The organism is Paraburkholderia kururiensis JCM 10599 = LMG 19447, from assembly GCF_003986935.1.
Taxonomy (GTDB): domain Bacteria; phylum Pseudomonadota; class Gammaproteobacteria; order Burkholderiales; family Burkholderiaceae; genus Paraburkholderia; species Paraburkholderia kururiensis.
Genome location: NZ_RJZE01000018.1, coordinates 16762 through 37378, shown reverse-complemented (window position 1 = coordinate 37378; position 20617 = coordinate 16762). Strand labels below are relative to the sequence as shown.

Genomic DNA, 20617 nt, shown 5'->3' with positions numbered 1-20617 from the left:
CGGCAGGAGGGTTTCCCGCTAGCCGCCGCGCGTTTTTCGGCGTGGCAGTAGCGAGCATTCTGGAAAGGGAGACGGGCGAGACAGCCCGGGCGGCAGCAATGCCCGAGCGCGCGGGACACATCAGGCGGTGGCAAGACAGCCCGGGCTCAACAGTGAAAGGCAGGTGATGGCAGCCGGCGCCATGGCATAAGCGTCGGCTCAGCTCCGTCGCTCAACCCGCCCCGGCCACGTGATCGCCGACATTCGCGCCGAACACGCGCTGGCGCAGCAGCGCAAGCTGGTCGCGCGCCTGGGCGGCCTTCTCGAACTCGAGATTCTTCGCGTACTCCATCATCTGCTTCTCGATACGCTTGATCTCCTTCGCAATCTGCTTCTCGGACATGTCTTCGAACCGCGCGCGCTCCTGCTCCTCGCGCAGTTCCGCACGCGCCTCGTCGGCGTTGTAGACCCCGTCGATGATGTCCTTGATGCGCTTCACCACGCCGCGCGGCGTAATGCCCATGCGTTCGTTGTAGGCGATCTGCTTCGCGCGCCGCCGCTCCGTTTCGTCGATGGCGCGGCGCATGGAGTCGGTGATGCGGTCCGCGTACAGGATCGCCTTGCCGTTCACGTTGCGCGCCGCGCGGCCGATGGTCTGGATCAGCGAACGTTCGGCGCGCAGGAAGCCTTCCTTGTCGGCGTCGAGAATCGCCACCAGCGAGACTTCCGGTATATCCAACCCTTCGCGCAGCAGGTTGATGCCGACCAGCACGTCGAACGTGCCGAGCCGCAGGTCGCGGATGATCTCGACGCGCTCCACCGTGTCGATGTCGCTATGCAGATAGCGCACCTTGACGCCATGGTCGGTGAGGAACTCGGTGAGCTGCTCGGCCATGCGCTTCGTGAGCGTCGTGACGAGCACACGGTCGCCGGCTTTCACGCGTTCGTTGATCTCGGAGAGCACGTCGTCCACCTGGGTCGACGCCGGCCGCACTTCGATCTGCGGATCCACGAGCCCTGTGGGCCGCACCACCTGCTCGGCCACCTGCCCGGCCTTCTTCTGCTCGTAGTCGGCGGGCGTCGCGGAGACGAAAACCACCTGGCGCATCTTGCGCTCGAACTCGGCGAACTTGAGCGGCCGGTTGTCCAGTGCGGACGGCAGCCGGAACCCGTAGTCAACGAGGTTCTCCTTGCGCGCACGGTCACCGTTGTACATGCCGTTCAGCTGGCCAATCAGCACGTGCGACTCGTCGAGCAGCATCAGCGCGTCCGACGGCAAGTAATCGACGAGCGTGGGAGGCGGCTCGCCCGGCGCCGCGCCGGAAAAGTGCCGCGAGTAGTTCTCGATGCCCTTGCAGAAACCCAGTTCCTGGAGCATCTCCAGGTCGAAGCGGGTGCGCTGCTCGAGCCGCTGTGCCTCCACGAGCTTGCCGTCGCGGTTGAAGAATTCGAGCCGCTCGCGCAGTTCCGCCTTGATCGTCTCCACGGCGCGCAGCACCGTTTCGCGCGGCGTCACGTAGTGCGACGACGGATACACGGTGAAGCGCACGATCTTCTGCCGCACGCGGCCCGTGAGCGGATCGAAGAGCTGCAACGTTTCGACCTCATCGTCGAAGAGTTCGACGCGCAGCGCCATCTCGGCATGCTCGGCCGGGAAGATGTCGATGGTGTCGCCGCGCACGCGGAACGTGCCGCGCTGGAAATCGGCTTCGTTGCGGTTGTACTGCATCGCGATGAGCCGGGCGATGATGTCGCGCTGGCCGAGCTTGTCGCCCGTGCGCAGCGTGAGAATCATCTGGTGGTACTCGGTCGGATTGCCGATACCGTAAATGGCCGACACCGTCGCGACGATCACCACGTCGCGGCGCTCCATCAGGCTCTTGGTGGCCGACAGGCGCATCTGCTCGATGTGCTCGTTGATCGACGAGTCTTTTTCGATGAACAGGTCGCGCTGCGGCACATAGGCTTCCGGCTGGTAGTAGTCGTAGTACGAGACGAAGTACTCGACGGCGTTGCGCGGAAAGAACTCGCGGAATTCCGAATAAAGCTGCGCCGCAAGCGTCTTGTTGGGCGCGAACACGATCGCCGGACGGCCCAGCCGCGCAATCGTGTTGGCCATCGTGAACGTCTTGCCGGAACCGGTCACGCCGAGCAGCGTCTGGAACGCGAGCCCGTCCTCGACGCCTTCGACGAGCGTGTTGATCGCGTCCGGCTGATCGCCGGCGGGCGGATAAGGCTGGTACAGCTGGAAAGGAGAACCTTCGAAAGAGACGAACTTCGATTCGTCAAGCGTGCCGTCGACTTCGGCCAGGTGGTGTTCGGACATGGGAGCAGGATCCTCAGCCGCAAGCAAACGACTATTCTAGCGTTTTGCAAAAGGGCGGGCGGGGGCCTGATCCAGCGGCGTTTCGCGTGAGCGGCGTGAGCGGCATGAGCGGCGAGGTGGCCGGCGGCGGGTGCTGCCCGGGGTGGCGGGACGGCGGCTCGTCGCGTTGCATCGCGTCGCAGAGCCGACGGCGCGGCAAGCGCCCGCACCGGGCCGCACGCAAGCCGCGTGGCCGGCGCTCGCAAAGGCGGCGAAACCATCCCGCGTGCCGCCTTTATGGGCAAAAACGCCGCTGCCGGGTCAAAAACGACGCCCGGATTCGTTACAATGTCGCGTTGCGCGTGCCGATGAGCCTCGCTGTTATGCGTGGCTGCGGCCGTGTCGCCCGCCCCGAGCGAGGCGCCGGGCCGGCAAGCCTTCCGCTCGCCGCCGCCCACGACACCAGCATTCCTTCCTTGACTACTGTCGAACCATCATGTCCCTCTTTTCCGCTGTCGAACTTGCCCCGCGCGACCCCATCCTCGGCCTGAACGAGGCCTACAACGCCGACACCCGTACCACCAAGGTGAACCTCGGCGTCGGCGTCTACACGAACGAAGAAGGCAAGATTCCGCTGCTTCGTGCAGTGCGCGAGGCGGAGAAGGCGCGTGTCGAAGCGGCGCTGCCGCGCGGCTATCTGCCCATCGAGGGCATTGCGGCCTACGACGCTTCCGTACAAAAGCTGCTGCTCGGCAACGATTCGCCGCTGATCGCCGCTGGCCGCGTCGTGACGGCCCAGGCGCTGGGCGGCACCGGCGCACTGAAGATTGGGGCGGACTTCCTCAAGCGCCTGAACCCCACGGCGAAGGTCGCGATCAGCGACCCCAGCTGGGAAAACCACCGCGCGCTGTTCGAAGGCGCCGGCTTCGAAGTGGTCGCCTATCCGTACTACGACGCAGCCACTCATGGCGTGAACTTCGAAGGCATGCTGGCAGCACTCAACGGCTACCCGGCCGGTACGATCGTCGTGCTGCACGCGTGCTGCCACAACCCGACCGGCGTCGACCTGAGCCCGGCGCAATGGCAGCAGATCGTCGAAGTCGTGAAGGCGCGCGAGCTGGTGCCGTTCCTCGACATCGCGTACCAGGGTTTCGGCGACGGCATCGATGCGGACGCAGCGGCTGTGCGCCTCTTCGCAGCGGCTGAGCTGAACGTGTTCGTCTCGTCGTCGTTCTCGAAGTCCTTCTCGCTGTATGGCGAACGCGTCGGCGCGCTGTCGATCGTGACGGGCAGCAAGGAAGAAGCCGCGCGCGTGCTCTCGCAGTTGAAGCGCGTGATTCGCACGAACTATTCGAATCCGCCGACGCACGGCGGCTCGATCGTGGCGGCCGTGCTCGGCTCGCCGGAACTGCGCGCGACGTGGGAAGCGGAACTCGGCGAAATGCGCGATCGCATCCGCGCCATGCGCAACGGGCTCGTGGAACGCCTGAAGGCAGCCGGCGTGCAGCGCGACTTCAGCTTCGTCAACGCACAGCGTGGCATGTTCTCGTACTCGGGCCTGACGGCCGCTCAGGTCGACCGTCTGCGCGAAGAGTTCGGCATCTACGCGGTGAGCACCGGCCGCATCTGCGTGGCTGCGCTCAACACGCGCAACCTCGACGTGGTGGCCAATGCGATCGCGCAAGTACTGAAGTAATTGCAGGGGCGGCGATACGACTGCGGACGTCGCCGGTCTTACCGCAGCGTATTGCTTCCACCGGACATCTGACGGCGCTCCCTCATGGAGCGCCGTTTTTGTTTCTGCGCGGGTTAGCGCAGATCGCGATGGATGTCGTGCGTGACGAAGCCCGCGTCGTTGTCCGGCATGTCGAGCCACCCGGGCTGGGCAAGCGACGCCCGAATGTCCTGCAGACCGCTTTCCCAATGCGCGCGCATCGTTGAGAGCCCGAACTGGTAGTCCTTGTAGTGCCCTTCGTATTCCTTCTGGCGGTAGATCAGATGGAACACGTTGTACTTCTTCGAGCACGAAAGTTCGTCCGCGAGTTGACACCAGGGATCGTCGCGCTCCTCCGGCGTGACACGTTCGAGCACCTCGCGCAGCACGTGCCTGAAACGTTGCGAGCGCTGCATCATGTCGGTGACAAGGCGCGTGCGACTTGAATACTGGATGTCCTTCACACGTCCTTGCACGTCGGTGATGTTGTCGGGCACGGGGCCGCGTGCACTCCAAAGATCCACCTGGAACGCGAGCGTGTCGTGACGCGGCGTTGTCTGAATGACCTCGTAGAGCGGCGTGTTGGACATGAGACCGCCGTCCCAGTAATACTCGCCGTCGATTTCCACAGCCGCAAAGCCCGGCGGGAGCGCGCCGGACGCCATGAAGTGCTCGGCCTTGAGATGCTGGTGCCGGTTGTCGAAATACGCGAAGTTGCCTGTGGCGACATTCACCGCGCCGACCGACACGCGAATCTCGCCCGAATTGATGCGATCGAAATCGCACAGGCGCTCGAGTGTCGCCTTCAGTGGCGCGGTGTCGTAGTAGCTTGCGGCCTGTGGCGCACCGGCGCCGGCCGGCATGGGCGGCGGGAACCGCGGCACGAAGAAGCCCTTCTGCCCCTCCACGACTGCCCCGACCGCCTGCATCGCCGTGAACGTCTTGCGCAACACGTCGCCGGAATTGAAGAGCGCGTGCTCGAGGACAGGCGGCAGCGGCGGCCCGAATGCGGGCTGGCAGATGGTTTCCCAGAACTGTCGCAAGCGCTCGACGCGATGCCCAGGCTCATTGCCGGCGATGATGGCGGTATTGAGCGCGCCGATCGAAATACCGCATAACCAGTTCGGCACAATGCCCGCTTCGTCGAGGCCCTGAAAGACGCCCGCCTGATAGGCACCTAGTGCGCCGCCGCCTTGCAGCATCAGTGCAATGCACTCATACGGCGGCAGCTTGACAGGGCCGTCCGCCCGAACCCGGGACGCGGCGCCGGCGCGCTCGCCGGCGGCGTCGCCGGCTGTGCCGGCCCGGGCCCGTTTCACCTTCGGTTGCGCCATGGCCGCGCTCCCTGCCGTTATTGCATGTACCAGCCGTGGCTGACGATGAACGACTGCCCCGTCAGCGCGGCCGTGGGGTAGGCGGCGAGGAAGAGCGTCATTTGAGCGACGTCGTCGACGGTCGTGAACACGCCGTCCACCGTACCGCCCAGCATGACGCGCTTGATCACGTCCTCTTCGCTGATGCCGAGTTCTTTCGCCTGCTCGGGAATCTGCTTGTCCACCAGCGGCGTACGCACGAAGCCCGGACACACCACATGCGAGCGCACGTTATGCTTTGCGCCTTCCTTGGCGAGCACGCGTGCAAGGCCCAGTAGCGCATGCTTGGCGGCTACGTAGGCGGACTTCAGCGGCGAGGCCTCGTGCGAGTGCACGGACCCCATGTAGATGATCACACCGCCACGGTCGTCCTTGTACATGTGCTTGAGTGCAGCCTTCGTCGTGAGGAATGCGCCGTCCACGTGAATGGCCTGCATTTTCTTCCAGTCGGCGTACGCGTAGTTTTCAATCGGATTGACGATCTGGATGCCGGCGTTCGAAACGAGAATATCCACCGAACCGAACTCGGCGGCGACCTTGTCGATACCCTGGTTCACCGCGTCTTCGTTCGTGACATCCATCGCAACGCCAAGCGCCTTGCCACCCGCTGCCCGAATCTCGTCCGCCACGGCGTTCGCGCCTTCCGGATTCAAGTCGGCGATGGCCACGGCCGCACCCGCCTCGGCAAACGAAAGCGCGATCTGCTTGCCGATTCCGCTCGCTGCGCCGGTGACAACGGCGACCTTGCCATCGAGCCTCGTATTCACTGTAGACATCCAGCACCTCCATGCAGTAGATGAAATGAAACCACGGCGCGCAGGTGGCGCACACTCGTCCGGATGGCCTATGCCAGGCGGAAGATACTGCGCCGCGGCCAACCACGCTATTGTGCATGAAGCAGAGCACGCGGCGAATAAAACCGGACAGGACTAAGCTGCCGGTTGCGCCAACTTTTTTCCACGGAGGAATTCATGAACTATCGAAGGCTCGGCCGCTCCGGCTTGCAGGTCAGCGAGTTGTCCATTGGCTCCTGGGTCACCTATGGCAATCAGGTGGACCGCCGCGCTGCACGCGAATCGCTCGCCGCCGCGCGCGACGCCGGCGTCAATTTCTTCGACAACGCCGAAGTCTACGCGGGCGGTAAATCCGAAGAGATCATGGGGCACGCGCTGAAGGAACTCGGCTGGCCGCGTGTGAGCTACGTGGTGTCCACGAAATTTTTCTGGGGACTACAGGAAGCACCGAACCAGTACCACACGCTCAATCGCAAATATCTGCTCAACGCAATCGACGGTTCGCTTGCACGGTTGCAGCTCGATTACGTCGACCTCGTGTTCTGCCATCGCCCCGACCCGAACACGCCGATCGAAGAAACGGTCTGGGCGATGAGCGACATGATTACGCAGGGTAAGGCCCTGTACTGGGGAACGTCCGAGTGGAGTGCGGACGAAATTCGCTGCGCCTGGGAGATCGCCGAACGCCATCACCTTCACAAGCCTGTCATGGAACAGCCCCAGTACAACCTCTTTCATCGTCGGCGCGTGGAAGACGAATACCGACGGCTTTACGAGGACATCGGACTGGGATTGACCACGTGGAGTCCGCTCGCGTCAGGCCTTCTAACGGGCAAGTACCGCGAAGGCGTGCCGCAAGGCAGCCGTGCGCAATTGCAGGGTTACGACTGGCTGCGCGAACGGCTCGTCGACACAGACAGGAACGCGATCGTCGGAAAATTCGGCACCGTTGCAAATGAACTGGGATGCACGATCGGGCAACTGGCCATCGCGTGGATATTGAAGAATCCCAACGTGAGCACAGTGATTACGGGCGCCTCCCGCATCGAGCAGATCGCGGAGAACATGAAAGCGCAGGAAATCGCGGCAAAGATCACGCCTGAGATCAAGCGGGACATCGAGGCAATCGTAGGCGACGCCTACGACTGACGACGCAACCGCCGCGGGATGCAACGCAAAGAGCGGCGGGCCATGCGCGAGGCTCGCGTACAATACGCGACCGCACCGCACGGCTGCCACTGCGCGTAGCGCTCACATCCATGCAAAGCGCCGCTGCTGCACGTCCCGCGTCTTCGCCCTCGCCGAATTCATCGTTTCGTTTCAGCGCTTCGTTTCGTCGCCTCACATCGTCGCCCGCTATCATGCTCAGCTACCGCCACGCTTTCCACGCCGGCAATCACGCCGACGTCCTCAAGCACACCGTTGTCGTGCAATTGCTGCGCTACCTCGGCAAGAAGGACAAGGCCTACTGGTACATCGATACGCACGCCGGTGCCGGTGCATATTCACTGCAGGAGGGCTACGCGACGAAGACAGCCGAGTACGAAACCGGCATCGCAAAGCTGTGGAACCGGCGCGATCTGCCGGAAGCGCTGGCGGATTACGTGAGCGAAGTCGCCGCGCTCAATGCGGACGGCGAACTGCGCTATTACCCCGGGTCGCCGTATCTCGCGTGGCGTCTGATGCGCGAGCAGGACCGCATGCGTCTGTTCGAACTGCACAGCACGGAAATCGAAGTGCTGCGCCACAACTTTCGCGAAGCCGGCCGTCGCGTGATGATGTTTGCGGGGGATGGCTTCGAAGGCATCAAGGCGCTTCTGCCTCCGCCCCCGCGCCGGGCACTCGTGCTGGTGGACCCGTCGTTCGAAGACAAACGCGACTACGCGCGCACGCTGAACTGCGTCGAAGAATGCCTGAAGCGCTTCGCCACCGGTACCTATGCGATCTGGTATCCGCAGGTCACACGGCCCGAATCGCAACGCTTTCCCGAGCAGCTCAAGCGGCTACAGAGCACCAACTGGCTGCACGCCACGCTCACCGTGAGCCGGCCGCCGGAAGACGGTTTCGGCCTGTACGGCAGTGGCATGTTCGTCCTGAACCCGCCGTATACGCTCGCGGCCACGATGAAAGAGACGCTGCCGTGGCTCGTCAAAGCCCTCGGTCAAGACGACAACGCGCAGTTCAAACTCGAACACCGCATGAACTAGGCGTGCGATGCGCCTACTGCTGCGGCACGATGCGAGGCGGTCCCGGCTTGATATGCACCGGGTGAGACGGGCTCGTGGGAGTCGCGGGAGTCGTGGATCCCGGCGTGACCGTTTGCTGCTGTGGCCCGCCCACGGAGATGTACGGCGCAACGTACAACGGAATGGATTGATTGGACGGCACAAGCTGCGCAGGTTCCGCAATGGGCTGCGCCTCCACGATGGGTGCCTTCACGAGTGGCGCCGTCTGCAGCACCGTGCCGCTCTGGCCGTCGCTGATGCCCCGCTGCGTATCCAGAATTAGCGGCTGTCCGCCCGAAGCAGCCTGCGCCGCAGATGCGGCGAACATCGAGAGCGCTCCCACCACCGGCAGGATCGACAACGCGGCGACGCGTAGATAACGAAGTGCGACCATGAACAGCCCCCGTTCGGCGAGATCGTTGTTGTAAAGGATCGGTGCGCGAGCCGGTAAGCAGCCGGGCAGCAGCCCGATGCCGGAGCCCGCGCAAGAAACGCTTTACCTTACCGCGATGGCAGGCTTCAGACTAGCCCGTACGACTTGCTGTGCCATTGCCCGCGTCCCGTGCAGGGCCCGCCGACGCAAGAACTCCCGCTCCAGATGCGCCAAAGCCCCGCGAGGCGGGGCTTTGGCCGAAACCGCAAGGCAATGCGACCGCGGTGAACGCGGCCTGTCGCGATTTACAGCGAGTAGCCGTTGGATTCGAGCGAGCGCAGGCGCTGTTCGAGCTGGACGATGTCCGTGGACTGCGCGAGGTAGGCCTCGCGGCGGTTACGTTCAGCGGTTTCGAACCAGGTGCTCAACTTGTCGAGGATGTACGCAAACATGATGTTCTCCAAGGATCAGGAATGAATCCCCGGTGGATCAAATGTCAGGGATTTCCCTTAAAAGGGTTAACCCGAATTATAGCGAGACAACGTGAGCGCGGTAGTGAAATGCCCGAATGGCGTGCATTCCGTTTTGGAATGGTGCATGCACGAAATTGGTTCAAGCTACTGAATTTTCAAAGTTTTTATTTTGATGCATCCCTTTTTGCACGCTCGTCGGGCGCAAAAAGCACCAACTCAGTGCCATTTTGCCGCGCCCTCCCTGCAGCAAGCTCGCCGCGCCCTTGCACTCATACATCGTGGCACCCGGCGCAAGACTCGGTCGTTCCCTCGGCGTCGGCCAGCCGCTCGATGATCGGGCAATCCGGCCGTGCGTCGCCGTGGCAGTGAGCAGCCAGATGGACCAGCGTATCGCGCATCTGGGTCAATTCGGCGATGCGGCGGTCCAGTTCGCCAACGTGCTCGAGCGCAATCGCCTTGACGTCCGCGCTGGCGCGCGAGCGGTCGTGCCAGAGGGCCAGCAGACGGCGGATGTCCTCCACGAGAAAACCGAGCCGTCGAGCCTGGCGAATGAATCGCAGAGAATGCACCTCCTCGGGCCCGTAGACGCGATAGCCCGCTGCGGTGCGCGACCTGGCCGCAAGCAGTCCGACGCTCTCGTAGTAGCGGATCATCTTCGCCGTAACGCCCGACGCGCGCGCCGCTTCGCCGATGTTCATCGCGCTGCTCAGCGTGACGTTCGCGGCGATGTCCGTCGCAACGCTCATTCTTTTCCCGCCCTTCCCGGCCGGCATGTCGAGGGTCAAACCCACCGTTTTCATGCGCTTCTCCTCTTGTCGCTGCCTGCGCCGTCGCAGCAAGGCGGCAGGCAGCGTGCGGCAGCAAGTTTCACAATGTCCGTCGATCGTACAGCTTCCCATGATGGGAAGGTCAGCACGGTAGATGTATTTCCACGGGCATAATTCAACCGTTGTTTCACTCCAGTTCGAAAGGAAGTCCACACCATGATCCAGTTCCAGGTAGAAGGCATGAGCTGCCAGCATTGCGTCGCCGCCGTGACGCGGGCCATTCACGAACACGATGCCACCGCCAGCGTGCAGGTCGATCTCCCCGCGGGCCGCGTTCTGGTGGAGTCGAACCAGCCTCAGGACGTGCTCAAGGCTGCGATCGACGAAGCCGGTTACACGGTGGTTGGCGCATCGTCCCCGGCGCAGTAATCACGCGTTCGAGGCAAAGGAGCGACGCATGTTCAAGGTTGGCCTGCTCGGGGCGTCCGGGCTGCTGGGGCGCGCCATTGCGGCCGAGCTGCGGCAACACACGCAACATGAGCCCCCCGGGGACCCCACGGCAGCCGAGCCGTGGCAGGTGATTGAGACGGCGTTTAGTCGCCCTGGGCTGGGCCAGCTTTCGCTCGACATCCGCGACCCGCACGCGGTCGAGCAATTCATGGAACGCGAAGCGCCCCAGGCCATCGTGATCGCAGCCGCCGAGCGGCGGCCCGACATTTGCGAACGTGACCCCGCGCTGGCCCGCGCGCTCAACGTCGAAGCAGTGGCGGCGATTGCGCGTGCAGCGAAGCGGCGCGGCGCGTGGGTGCTGTCGATTTCAACCGACTACGTGTTCGACGGCACGCGCCCGCCGTATCACGCCGACGACCCTCCCTCGCCCATCAACGCCTACGGGCGCAGCAAGCTCGAAGGCGAGCACGCGCTGCTCGACGCCACGGATCTCGGTCTCGTGCTGCGTCTGCCGCTGCTCTACGGGCCGATCTTGGACTGGCAGGAATCCGCCGTGACGAGCCTCGTGCCGGCCATTGCGGCATCGGCGCGAAACGCTTTCACGCAAGACGACCGTCAAGCGCAAACCGCCAAACCCGCCGTCATGGACGCCTGGGCGATTCGCTACCCCACCTTCACGCCGGACGTCGCTTACGTCGTGCGGCAACTGCTCGAACGGCATGCCGACGGAGCGCCGCTTTGCGGCATCGCCCAGTGGTCGGGCGACGAACCGATGACGAAATACGAGATCGCGCAGCGCCTCGCCACAGCGCTGGAGGTAGATGCCGCGCTCGTGCCGCAGACCACGCCCACGGACGCCACGCCACGCCCCTACAACTGCCATCTCGATTCGAGCCGTCTCGAAGCCTTGGGCATAGGACGGCGCACGCCGTTCGACACCGGCATTCGCGACGTGCTGCGCGCCTTTCCGTGGCGGCCCGGCGGCGTGCAGTCAGCCACAAGGCGATGAACGACGAAACCGCGCCCGCCTTCAGTGAAAGTCGCGGCTCGCCGTAGCCAGTCGCCCCAGCAAACGGCTGTGATCCTCCAGCCGGTGTGCGACCAGATGCACCACCTCGCCTTCGCGCTGCACGACGCCCGACACCGCCAGCAGCGATGAACTCAACAGCGCCTGGCGCTGCGTCTCCACCACCGACGGCCACACGATCACGTTGATCGCGCCGGTCTCGTCCTCGATCGACACGAAAATGGTGCCGCTCGCCGTGCCCGGCCGCTGCCGCACCGTCACGATGCCGCATGCGCGCACCAGCGTGCCGTGCCGGCACAGGGCGAACTGCGCGGCAGTGCGAAAGCGCTGCTTCGCGAGCCCCGGTCGCAGCAGCGCGAGCGGATGCCGGTTCAGCGTCAGCCCGAGGCTCGAATAATCGGCGACGATCTCGCGGCCTTCCGTTGCGCGCGGCAACGCGAGCGGCGCCTCGGCAATCGGCGCGTCGCGCAGCAGCTTCGGCACGGCATGCTGGGCGGTGACGGCCCACCACGCCTCACGCCGGTGTCCCGCAATGCTTGCGAGCGCATTCGCCGCGGCCAGTGCCTGGAGGTCTCGCCGCGTCAGCGCCGCACGGCGCGCGAGATCATCGACGTCGGTAAAAGGCGCCTCGCGGCGCGCCTCCATCACGCGATGCGCCGCCTCCTCGGGCAGCCCCTTCACGAGCCGCAGCCCGAGCCGCACCGCCGGCCCGCGCCGCCCATAGGCGCGCGCCGGCAGCTTGACCCAAGCTCTCACAGCACGCCGGACAGTGCGAGCAAAACAGTGCTTCGGCACCGCAACGGCACGCAGTAACCGCTCATAGCGAGGCGCATCGGCACGCCGCGCCGCCGCCTCGTCGGCCGCCAACCGCGCGCCGGGCCGGCCGCGCACCTCCAGCACCGATTCCCAGTCGCTCACCGAAACGTCGGGCGCGAGCACCGTCACGCCGTGCCGCTTCGCGTCCTGCACGAGCTGCGACGGCGAATAGAAGCCGAGCGGCTGGCTGTTCAGCAAGCCCGCGAGAAACGCCGCGGGCTCGTAGCGCTTCAGCCACGCGCTCACGTAGACGAGCAGCGCGAAGCTCGCCGCGTGGCTCTCCGGAAAACCGTAATCGCCGAAGCCCTCGATCTGCTTGCAGATGCGGTCCGCGAATTCCCGCGTGTATTTCCTCGCCAGCATCCGGTTCGTGAGGTCGTCCTGATAGGGCCGCAGGTCGCCGTCGCGCCGCCACGCCGCCATGGCGCGGCGCAGGCGGTCGGCCTCTTCCGCGCTGTAGCCGGCTGCGACCATCGCAAGGTGCATCACCTGCTCCTGGAAGATCGGCACGCCAAGCGTGCGTTCGAGCACCGGCTTCAAATCGTCTTTCTCGTATTCGACGGCTTCGAGCTTCTGCCTGCGCCGCAGATACGGATGCACCATGCCGCCCTGGATCGGCCCCGGGCGCACGATCGCCACCTGAATCACGAGGTCGTAGTACTTCCGCGGCCTCAACCGCGGCAGCATGCTCTGCTGCGCACGCGACTCGATCTGGAACACGCCCACCGTGTCCGCGTGGCAGCACATTTCGTAGACGGCCGGGTCGGCGCGCTTGATGTCCTGCATGCGATACGCCGGCAACCCGCGCCGCAGCGCGACGAATTCCAGCGCGCGCCGGATCGCCGAGAGCATGCCGAGCGCCAGCACGTCCACCTTCAAGAGCTTCAGCGCATCGATGTCGTCCTTGTCCCATTCGATCACGCAGCGGTCTTTCATCGCCGCGTTCTCGATGGGCACGAGCCGCGAGAGTTTGTCTTTCGCAATCACGAAGCCGCCCACGTGCTGCGACAGGTGGCGCGGAAAATTGCGCAGCTCGCGCGTGAGCCGGATCAGATGCTGCGTGACGTGCGACTCGGGATCGAAGCCGGCTTCGGCCAGATACCGCGCCACGGCCTCGGGACCATCCCACCATTGCTGGGCGCTGCTGATGCGTTCGATCAGCGCAGGTTCGAGGCCGAGCGCCTTGCCAACGTCCTTCAGCGCGCTGCGCGTGCGATACGAGATCACCGTGGCCGCGAGCGCCGCGCGGCGCCTGCCGTACTTGCCGTAGACGTACTGGATCACCTCTTCGCGGCGCTGATGCTCGAAGTCGACGTCGATGTCAGGCGGCTCGTTGCGCGCGCGCGAAATGAACCGCTCGACCAGCATGTTCATGTCCACAGGGTCGATCTCGGTCACATAGAGGCAATAGCAGATCACCGAGTTGGCCGCCGACCCGCGCCCCTGGCACAAGATGCCCTGCTCGCGCGCGAAACGCACGATGTCGTGCACGGTAAGGAAGTACTTCTCGTAGCGCAGGTCCGCGATCAGGTCGAGTTCCTTGTCGATCTGATCACGCTGCCGCTCGCTCAAGCTGCCCGCCCAGCGCGCGCGTGCGCCCTCCATCACGAGCTTGCGCAGCCAGCTGGCCGGCGTTTCGCCGGGCGGCACGAGTTCTTCGGGATATTCGTAGGCCAATTCGTCGAGCGAGAACGTGCAGCGGCTCGCCACGCGCAGCGTTTCGGCGAGCGTATCCGCGGGATACAGCGCACCGAGCCGCACCCGCGAACGCAGATGCCGCTCTGCGTTGGGTTCGAGCGCGTGGCCGCATCGAGCAAGCGGCTGGCCGAGACCGATGGCCGTCAACGTGTCCTGCAGCGGCTTGCGCGAACGCGCATGCATCAACGCGCCGCCCGCGGCCACGAGCGGCAGCCCGCTTTGCTGCGCGATGGTCCGCATTGCGTTGATGCGCACTTCGTCGTTGCCGGTTTGCCATAGTTCGAGCGCGAGCCAGGCGCGGTCCGGAGCGATGCCCGCAAGCCAGTGCGCGCAGCGCAGCGTCTGCGCGAGCGTTGCCGCCTGCTGCGGCACGAGCAGCAGGACGCAGTCGGGCAAATGGCGCAGATGCGCAAGCTCGGGCGGCGGGTGGGTGAAGTCAGCAGGATGCAGCCGATAGCTACCCTTCGCCGCGCGCGAGCGTCCCAGCGTGATCAGTTCGGAGAGATTGCCGTAGCCATCGCGATTCATCGCGATGGCTACGAGCGTGCAGAACGGTGCACCGGCTTCATCGGTGAGATTGAGTTCGCTGCCGATCAGCAGATGCAGCGGCGGGTCGGGTTGTGCTTCCTTTTCTCCTTCACTGCATGCCTTCCGTTCCTTCTCGCGTTCCGCTTCGATGATTTTGAGCGCGCTGTGGGCACGAACTACGCCGGCGAGCGAGCACTCGTCGGTAATCGCGAGCGCGCTGTAGCCGCACTGGATGGCCCGCTCGACGAGTTCACCGGGACGCGACGCGCCGCGCAGGAACGTGAAGTTGGTGAGGCAATGCAGCTCGGCATACGCCGGCAATTGCGGCATCGGGGGCACGGCGCCTTTCCCGTCACGGGACGCTGTATCGACTCTCGACATGGCGCTCAGCCAAAGAGGCCCTGCAGGAACCACTGCCCGCTCAGACGCTCGCGATACACCCAGAACATGCGGCCCTGATCGTCGCCGGCCACGTAGTAATCGCGCTCCACGCCTTCGCCATCCCACCACCCTGCCTCGATGCGTTCGGTGCGCGTAAGCGTTTTCAACGGACGCCGGTAGACCGGACGCTCGTCGCGCACCACGAGCCGCAGCGGCCGTTCGAGCATCCACACCGGACGCGGCTGCGAGGGCAACGGGCTCTCGGGCAGATCGAGCACGGCCTGATGCGGCGGCGGGTACGCATCGCCTGTCGGCTGGGCAGCGGGCTTCTTCGCACGCGCCGGCTTGCGGCGCCCCGCTGCGGGCTCGCGATAAGCGGCGGTCTGCATCGCGCGCTCGGGGCGGTGGTCTTCGTGAGCCGAAAGCTGCAGCACGTTCTGTGCGCCCAGGCGCGCGCCGAGCCGCTCCATCAGCCGCGCCATGGATTCGTCCGACGCCTCGGGCATGGGAAAGAGCGTGCCGGTGGGCGCCGCGTACTCGCTCACTTCGTCGGCGACGAGTTTCAGCCCGATCACCGGCGCGGCCAGCTCCGTCTGATTGAGCTTTTCGCGCAGCAGCCAGATCAGGTGATCGGCATCGCGCGACGGCACCGCCCAGCCGAGCTTCAACGACGACGTGCGCGGCGCGTGGCGCGAGGCGAGTTCGTGCTCGAGCCGCAGTTCGAACTTGCGCAAAGCCGCGTGATGGGCGCCCAGCCAGCCGGCCAGTTGCACGACGAGCCGGCGCGCCGCGAACAGCAAGGCTTCGGCGCTATCGACTCGCGCCTGCAATTCCAGCTGCGCGTGAAACGAGGCCGGCGCCTGAAAGTATTCGCGCGGATCGGGATGCTCGCCGAAGGCCTGCGCAAGCAGCGTGAGCACGCCGTCGCCGAAGCGGCGCACGATGCCCTCGCGCGGCAGCCGGCGCAGATCGGCAAGGGTCGTGCAGCCGATCTGCTCGAACACATCGCCATGTTCGGCGGCGAAGGGCAAGAGCGAAACGGGCAGCGTATCGAGCGTGCGCGCAAGCGTAGCCTGCTTGACCACACGCCAGCGCCGCCCCGCCCTCTCCGCTCGCTCGGCACACGCCGCGGCCAGCAGCCATGCGCCCCACGCCGTGGGGGCACAGGCGAAGCGCGCGGTGTGCCCCAGCATCCCCACGGTCGAGGCGACCCGCGAGAGCAGCGCGCGCAGGCCGCCGAAAAGACGCAGCCCCGCACCCACCTCCAGCAGCAGCGTATTGCCTTCGGCAAACGCCACGTTCGGCGTAAAGGCGAGCAACGCCAGCGCCAGTGCTTCGAGCGCCGCTTTTTCACGCGCCGGATCGGGCGTGAGCATCACGATCTGCGGCGCGAGCGCGAGCGCATGCGAGCGCGTGTTGCCCGCGCGCACGCCGAGACGGAGCGCATCCAGATCGGGAATCAGGATGCGCACATGATCGGCGAGCGCATGGCAGCGCACGTTCGCGGCGCCGTCCACCGCACCGCTTGCGACGTGCGCGGCGCCGGCCTCATGCCGGCTGTGCGGAGCGTCCGGGTTTTCGGGCTGCCGCGGGAGAGCCAGAGGCGGCTTCACCGCCTCCAGCGGCAACAGGGGCAAGGTAACTGCGATCCACAACATGATTGCTCTCGTGCCATTGACGTTGATGGCCGGACTGGGACTGCGGCGGTGGCAGCAATCCGGCCTGCAACGGCAACGTGACGAAAAGCGGCCGGGCGGGAGGCGGCCCGCGCCGCTTGAAAACGTCCACCGACAACAACGCTTCCTGAAGCCAGCGATGCCGGTCGATGGTCTCGGCATCGGGCGGCAGCATCGGCTCGCATGCGATGCGCAGCGGCGCCGCCGAAGACTGGCTGCGCGCGTGCGCCGGCCGCACGAGAAAAGCGAGCGCGCGCGAATCCTGCGCCACGACCTGCAGCCGACGCACCGCATCCGGACGCGCTTTCGCGAGCCACACCAGTACGGCGCCCATGCCTTCCTGCTTCAATGCCTGCTCAGCGGCCCAGGGGGCTTCCTCTTCGCGAGCGCGTACCCAGACCACCCGTTCGAGCGCGATGCCCCACACCTTTAGCGCACACGCATAGGGCTGCCAGGGCGGCGCCACGAACACGACGTGCTTACCGTCGCGCGCCGTGAGGGACTTCAACGCCGGTGCCACGAGCCGCATTTCGCCGATGCCGCCGTGCTCCACCAGCAGTTCGGTCAGGCTGCCGGCTGGCCAGCCCTTGCCGGGCAACAGTGCGTCGAGAGCGGCATACCCGCTCGGCACGACGCCCGCCGTCGCGCCGGCAAGCTGATCCCCTTGCCATACCTGGCTGCGCAGCCGGGACGGCAAAGCGCTCGTGGCATGGAGTGCTGCAGCCATGATTCGTGCTGATGCTCTTTCAAAAGGGGATACGCCGCCCTCCCGACACAAGCCGGGCAAGGCGGAACCGTCGCCGAACGCGCGAACCGGATACCGAAACGCGCGCCGATACCTGTATATTTATACAGTATCAAAGAAGGAACGGGAAGAGGTTTCGATAAGGAATGGCGAACGCGCCGCCTGCACAAAAAGGACACGTAACGATGCCCGCAAGGGGACACACCAGGCGATGTTCTAGCCCTTGATAAAGCCCCTCAGCATGGCGAGCGTATCGGCGTCTTCAATGCTTTTGTCCGTACGCCAGCGCAGCATGCGCGGAAAGCGCACGGCCACGCCCGACTTGTGCCGCCCGCTCGCCTGAATGCCCTCGAAGCCGATTTCGAACACGAGCGTGGGCCGCAGGCTGCGCACCGGGCCGAACTTCTCGACCGTCGTCTTGCGCACGATCGCATCCACCTCGCGCATCTCTGCATCCGTGAGCCCCGAATAGGCCTTGGCGAAGGGCACCAGCGTGCGCACGCCGCCGGCCTCGTCCCACACGGCGAAGGTGAAGTCCGTGTAGAGGCTCGCGCGCCGGCCGTGTCCGGGCTGCGCGTAGAGCAGCACTGCATCCACCGCGTAGGGATCGATCTTCCATTTCCACCACGCGCCCGCCGTCTTCGTGCGACCCACGCCGTACAGCGACTCGCGCCCCTTCAGCATCAGGCCTTCCACGCCGCGCGCGCGGCTTTCTTCGCGCAGCGCGGCGAGCGCGGCCCAGTCCGGTGCCTCGGCCGCCGTGACGAGCGGCGACAGACGCAGCGGCGGCGCGGCAACCTCGGCCGCAGGCTCGCCCGGCATGCCAGGCGAGCCAAGTTTTTCAAGCCGCGCGCGACGCACTTCGAGCGGCGTGGTCCGCAGATCTTCGCCTTGCGCTTCGAGCAGGTCGTAGGCCACGAAGGTGGCCGGATAGTCGGCCAGCACCTTCTTCGTGAGCGTCTTGCGCGTAATGCGCGGCTGCAGTTGCGCGAACGGCAGCGGCACGGCGGCGCCGGGCGCCCACGCGAGGATTTCGCCGTCGATCACGTAACCGTCCGGCAGCGCGCGGCCAAGCGCTTCGATCTCGGGAAAGCGGTCGGTGATCAGGTCCTCGCCGCGCGACCACAGCCACACGCATCCCGCGCGCTTGACGAGTTGCGCACGAATGCCGTCCCACTTCCATTCCACGAGCCAGTCGCTTCGCGCGCCGAGCGACGCCGGCTCGTCCTGCAACGGATGCGCGAGAAAGAACGGATACGGCAGCCCGGCGTCGCCCGCATGCACCTGCGTCGCGAGGTCCGCGCGCAACGGCTGCTGTCCGGTCTGCGCGTCGCCGTCGCGGGCGCTCTCCTGCCACGCGGGGGCGACGAGACGCAGATAGCGCGCGGCGTCCGGCGTCTGACGCGAATCCGTCCAGCCGACCATGCGCTGGGCGACGAGCTTGTGATCGACGCCCGCTACATCGGCCAGCGCACGCACCACGAGCTGCCGCGCCACGCCCACCCGGAAGCCGCCGCCAATCAGCTTGATGAGCAGAAAACGGCCGCCCCAGTCCAGTTCGTCCCACCACGCAGTGAGCCGCTCGCGCAGCGTCTCGGGCGCGGCGCCGCGCAGGAGCAGCAACCGGTCCTCGATCCATTGCGCGAGACCAAGTTCCGTCGTGCGCGCCGCGGGCGGCAGGATGTGCGCGATGGTTTCCGCGAGATCGCCCACGGCCTCGTACGACTCGTCGAAGAGCCACTCGGGCAAGCCTGCGCGCTCGCGCGCGATCTCGACAAGCAAACGCGTGGGCACCGACTGCCGCGGCTTGCCGCCCGCGAGAAAGTACGAGGCCCACGCCGCGTCTTCGGGCGGCACCGCGCGGAAGTACGCGATGAGCGCGTCGAGCTTGTCGCGCGTGGACGTGGTGGCGTCCAGCGCCGCGTAGAGCGCAGCGAAACGCCTCATGACGGGGTGTCTCCGGAAGCGTCTGCAGCGGTGCCCGGGTTCTCGCCTGCGTCCGCGCGTTCGCTGTCCTCCGCGTGGTCGCCGGCGTTGGCATCGTGCCGCGATGCCGACTGCTTTCGCGCGAGCGATTCGAGCGATTCGAGCGATTCGAGCGATTCGAGCGATTCGAGCGATTCGAGCGATGCGGGCGATGCGGGCGATGCAGGCGATTCGGGCGATCCACCCGCCGCCGCGGCATCAAGCGACTGCGCCGCCGCGTCCGCTTCCACCGCGTCGCCGCCGTACTCGGTGGCGAACGCTTCGGCTTCGAGCCCTGTCTCGCGCAGCCAGCGCACGAGCGGCTCGACATGCCCGTGCGTGACGATGACGCGTTCAGCCTTCGTCGCGGCAATCGCGCTCAGAAGCCCGGGCCAGTCCGCGTGATCGGAAAGCACGAAGCCGCGGTCCACGCCGCGCCGGCGACGCGTGCCGCGCAGCCGCATCCAGCCCGACGCGAAGGCGTCGCCGTAATTGCCGAAGCGGCGCAGCCACGCGCTGCCCTGCGCGGAAGGCGGCGCAACAATGAGCGCGCCCTTGAACACGTCGCGCGCCTTCGGCGGCATGTCGGCCGTGAGCCGCGTCTCGGGCAAGGCCACGCCCGCCGCGCGATACGCGCGGTTGAGCGGCTCGACCGCGCCGTGGCAGAAGATCGGGCCGATGGCGGCATCGACGCCCGCCAGAATGCGCTGCGCCTTGCCGAACGAATAGCAGAACAGCACCGACGCGCGCGCCTGCGCCGCGTTGTGGCGCCACCACGAGTCGATGCCTTCGAACACGCTGTGCGCGGGTTCCCATCGGTACACGGGCAGGCCGAAAGTGGATTCGGTGATGAAGGTGTCGCACCGCACCGGCTCGAAAGCATCGCAGGTGGGATCCGCTTCGAGCTTGTAGTCGCCGGAGACCACCCACACGCGACCGCGATGTTCGAGCCGCACCTGGGCCGAGCCGAGCACGTGGCCTGCGGGATGCAGCGATACCGTCACGCCGTTGAGGGTGAGCCGCTCGCCATACGCCACGGCTTGCAGGCTGATGCCGGGCAGTCGCGCGAGCAGCACGCCGGCACCGGCCGCCGACGCAAGGTAACGGCCGTGCCCCGCCCGCGCGTGATCGGCGTGCGCGTGAGTGATCACGGCCCGCTCCACGGGACGCCACGGATCGATATAAAAATCGCCCGCCGGACAATACAAACCTTCGGGGCGCGCAACGATCAGGTCGGCAGAAGGATTCAAGACGAAAGCTTGCGGCAGGACGTAAGCGATTTCGTCAGTTTAACGGCGCCAGCCGACGCACGCCGGCCATGCCCACCC

16 protein-coding genes are annotated in these 20617 nt (G+C 65.9%); 5 read left to right on the top strand and 11 right to left on the bottom strand.

Going from position 1 to position 20617, the window contains the following annotated elements; translation table 11 throughout:
* Window positions 1–211: 211 nt before the first annotated feature.
* On the bottom strand, window positions 212–2305 hold the full coding sequence (uvrB, locus tag PKKP23_RS21355; RefSeq protein WP_126878332.1) for an excinuclease ABC subunit UvrB: 2094 nt from the start codon (window positions 2303–2305) through the stop codon (window positions 212–214).
* 475 nt (window positions 2306–2780) lie between these two features.
* Here uvrB and PKKP23_RS21350 point away from each other — a divergent pair, with 475 nt between their 5' ends.
* Window positions 2781–3980, top strand: coding sequence for an amino acid aminotransferase (locus tag PKKP23_RS21350; RefSeq protein ID WP_017776216.1), 1200 nt, complete (start codon window positions 2781–2783; stop codon window positions 3978–3980).
* Window positions 3981–4093: 113 nt separating this feature from the next.
* On the opposite strand, the gene PKKP23_RS21345 is transcribed toward PKKP23_RS21350, so the two are convergent.
* Window positions 4094–5332 carry a DUF3734 domain-containing protein gene (locus PKKP23_RS21345; RefSeq protein WP_126878331.1) on the bottom strand — a complete coding sequence of 413 codons (1239 nt, stop codon included), beginning with the start codon at window positions 5330–5332 and terminating at the stop codon, window positions 4094–4096.
* 17 nt (window positions 5333–5349) lie between these two features.
* Complete coding sequence (locus PKKP23_RS21340; protein ID WP_126878330.1) at window positions 5350–6147, bottom strand: 3-hydroxybutyrate dehydrogenase; 798 nt, start codon at window positions 6145–6147, stop codon at window positions 5350–5352.
* A 195-nt stretch (window positions 6148–6342) separates the two neighbouring features.
* Between PKKP23_RS21340 and PKKP23_RS21335 the strand changes: the two genes are divergently transcribed.
* Both PKKP23_RS21335 and PKKP23_RS21330 read left to right on the top strand, forming a co-directional pair.
* Complete coding sequence (locus PKKP23_RS21335) at window positions 6343–7314, top strand: potassium channel beta subunit family protein (RefSeq protein ID WP_126878329.1); 972 nt, start codon at window positions 6343–6345, stop codon at window positions 7312–7314.
* Window positions 7315–7526: 212 nt separating this feature from the next.
* Window positions 7527–8372: a 23S rRNA (adenine(2030)-N(6))-methyltransferase RlmJ gene (locus tag PKKP23_RS21330; protein ID WP_126878328.1), complete on the top strand. Its 846-nt coding sequence runs from the start codon at window positions 7527–7529 to the stop codon at window positions 8370–8372.
* Between the two features lie 13 nt (window positions 8373–8385).
* On the opposite strand, the gene PKKP23_RS33790 is transcribed toward PKKP23_RS21330, so the two are convergent.
* The 3 genes from PKKP23_RS33790 to cueR all read right to left on the bottom strand — a co-directional run bounded on the left by PKKP23_RS33790 (window position 8386) and on the right by cueR (window position 9934).
* Entirely contained in the window at window positions 8386–8784 is a 399-nt protein-coding gene (locus PKKP23_RS33790) for a hypothetical protein (RefSeq protein WP_161978126.1), read from the bottom strand.
* Window positions 8785–9068: 284 nt separating this feature from the next.
* Window positions 9069–9215: a DUF3563 family protein gene (locus PKKP23_RS21320; protein WP_017776210.1), complete on the bottom strand. Its 147-nt coding sequence runs from the start codon at window positions 9213–9215 to the stop codon at window positions 9069–9071.
* Between the two features lie 290 nt (window positions 9216–9505).
* Complete coding sequence (cueR, locus tag PKKP23_RS21315; RefSeq protein ID WP_126878425.1) at window positions 9506–9934, bottom strand: Cu(I)-responsive transcriptional regulator; 429 nt, start codon at window positions 9932–9934, stop codon at window positions 9506–9508.
* 285 nt (window positions 9935–10219) lie between these two features.
* Between cueR and PKKP23_RS21310 the strand changes: the two genes are divergently transcribed.
* Window positions 10220–10432 (top strand): heavy-metal-associated domain-containing protein, encoded by a 213-nt coding sequence (locus PKKP23_RS21310; RefSeq protein ID WP_017776208.1) that lies wholly within the window; start codon window positions 10220–10222, stop codon window positions 10430–10432.
* A gap of 28 nt (window positions 10433–10460) precedes the next feature.
* A complete protein-coding gene (locus tag PKKP23_RS21305; RefSeq protein WP_126878326.1) occupies window positions 10461–11462 on the top strand; it encodes a dTDP-4-dehydrorhamnose reductase family protein in 1002 nt (333 codons plus the stop codon).
* A gap of 21 nt (window positions 11463–11483) precedes the next feature.
* Here PKKP23_RS21305 and PKKP23_RS21300 read toward each other — a convergent pair whose 3' ends face one another.
* The 5 genes from PKKP23_RS21300 to PKKP23_RS21280 form a co-directional block, all read right to left on the bottom strand.
* The gene (locus PKKP23_RS21300) at window positions 11484–14852 is read right to left on the bottom strand and encodes an error-prone DNA polymerase (RefSeq protein WP_126878424.1); all 3369 of its coding nucleotides are present in this window, start codon (window positions 14850–14852) and stop codon (window positions 11484–11486) included.
* A gap of 56 nt (window positions 14853–14908) precedes the next feature.
* Complete coding sequence (locus tag PKKP23_RS21295) at window positions 14909–16561, bottom strand: Y-family DNA polymerase (protein ID WP_168724585.1); 1653 nt, start codon at window positions 16559–16561, stop codon at window positions 14909–14911.
* Window positions 16452–17306 carry a translesion DNA synthesis-associated protein ImuA gene (imuA, locus tag PKKP23_RS21290; protein ID WP_126878325.1) on the bottom strand — a complete coding sequence of 285 codons (855 nt, stop codon included), beginning with the start codon at window positions 17304–17306 and terminating at the stop codon, window positions 16452–16454. Before imuA ends, PKKP23_RS21295 begins: the two co-directional genes overlap by 110 nt.
* A gap of 234 nt (window positions 17307–17540) precedes the next feature.
* Window positions 17541–19271, bottom strand: coding sequence for an ATP-dependent DNA ligase (locus tag PKKP23_RS21285; RefSeq protein WP_126878324.1), 1731 nt, complete (start codon window positions 19269–19271; stop codon window positions 17541–17543).
* Window positions 19268–20539: a ligase-associated DNA damage response exonuclease gene (locus tag PKKP23_RS21280; RefSeq protein ID WP_126878323.1), complete on the bottom strand. Its 1272-nt coding sequence runs from the start codon at window positions 20537–20539 to the stop codon at window positions 19268–19270. Before PKKP23_RS21280 ends, PKKP23_RS21285 begins: the two co-directional genes overlap by 4 nt.
* Window positions 20540–20617: the final 78 nt, after the last annotated feature.

Excerpts from the sequence above, each read along its gene's own strand:
- PKKP23_RS21320 (WP_017776210.1), bottom strand. The coding sequence starts at position 9,215 with ATGTTTGCGTACATCCTCGACAAGTTGAGCACCTGGTTCGAAACCGCT.
- PKKP23_RS33790 (WP_161978126.1), bottom strand. The coding sequence starts at position 8,784 with ATGGTCGCACTTCGTTATCTACGCGTCGCCGCGTTGTCGATCCTGCCG.
- PKKP23_RS21295 (WP_168724585.1), bottom strand. The coding sequence starts at position 16,561 with ATGTTGTGGATCGCAGTTACCTTGCCCCTGTTGCCGCTGGAGGCGGTG.
- PKKP23_RS21305 (WP_126878326.1), top strand. The coding sequence starts at position 10,461 with ATGTTCAAGGTTGGCCTGCTCGGGGCGTCCGGGCTGCTGGGGCGCGCC.
- PKKP23_RS21285 (WP_126878324.1), bottom strand. The coding sequence starts at position 19,271 with ATGAGGCGTTTCGCTGCGCTCTACGCGGCGCTGGACGCCACCACGTCC.
- cueR (WP_126878425.1), bottom strand. The coding sequence starts at position 9,934 with ATGAACATCGGCGAAGCGGCGCGCGCGTCGGGCGTTACGGCGAAGATG.
- imuA (WP_126878325.1), bottom strand. The coding sequence starts at position 17,306 with ATGGCTGCAGCACTCCATGCCACGAGCGCTTTGCCGTCCCGGCTGCGC.
- PKKP23_RS21335 (WP_126878329.1), top strand. The coding sequence starts at position 6,343 with ATGAACTATCGAAGGCTCGGCCGCTCCGGCTTGCAGGTCAGCGAGTTG.
- PKKP23_RS21330 (WP_126878328.1), top strand. The coding sequence starts at position 7,527 with ATGCTCAGCTACCGCCACGCTTTCCACGCCGGCAATCACGCCGACGTC.
- PKKP23_RS21340 (WP_126878330.1), bottom strand. The coding sequence starts at position 6,147 with ATGTCTACAGTGAATACGAGGCTCGATGGCAAGGTCGCCGTTGTCACC.
- uvrB (WP_126878332.1), bottom strand. The coding sequence starts at position 2,305 with ATGTCCGAACACCACCTGGCCGAAGTCGACGGCACGCTTGACGAATCG.
- PKKP23_RS21350 (WP_017776216.1), top strand. The coding sequence starts at position 2,781 with ATGTCCCTCTTTTCCGCTGTCGAACTTGCCCCGCGCGACCCCATCCTC.
- PKKP23_RS21345 (WP_126878331.1), bottom strand. The coding sequence starts at position 5,332 with ATGGCGCAACCGAAGGTGAAACGGGCCCGGGCCGGCACAGCCGGCGAC.
- PKKP23_RS21310 (WP_017776208.1), top strand. The coding sequence starts at position 10,220 with ATGATCCAGTTCCAGGTAGAAGGCATGAGCTGCCAGCATTGCGTCGCC.
- PKKP23_RS21300 (WP_126878424.1), bottom strand. The coding sequence starts at position 14,852 with ATGCCGCAATTGCCGGCGTATGCCGAGCTGCATTGCCTCACCAACTTC.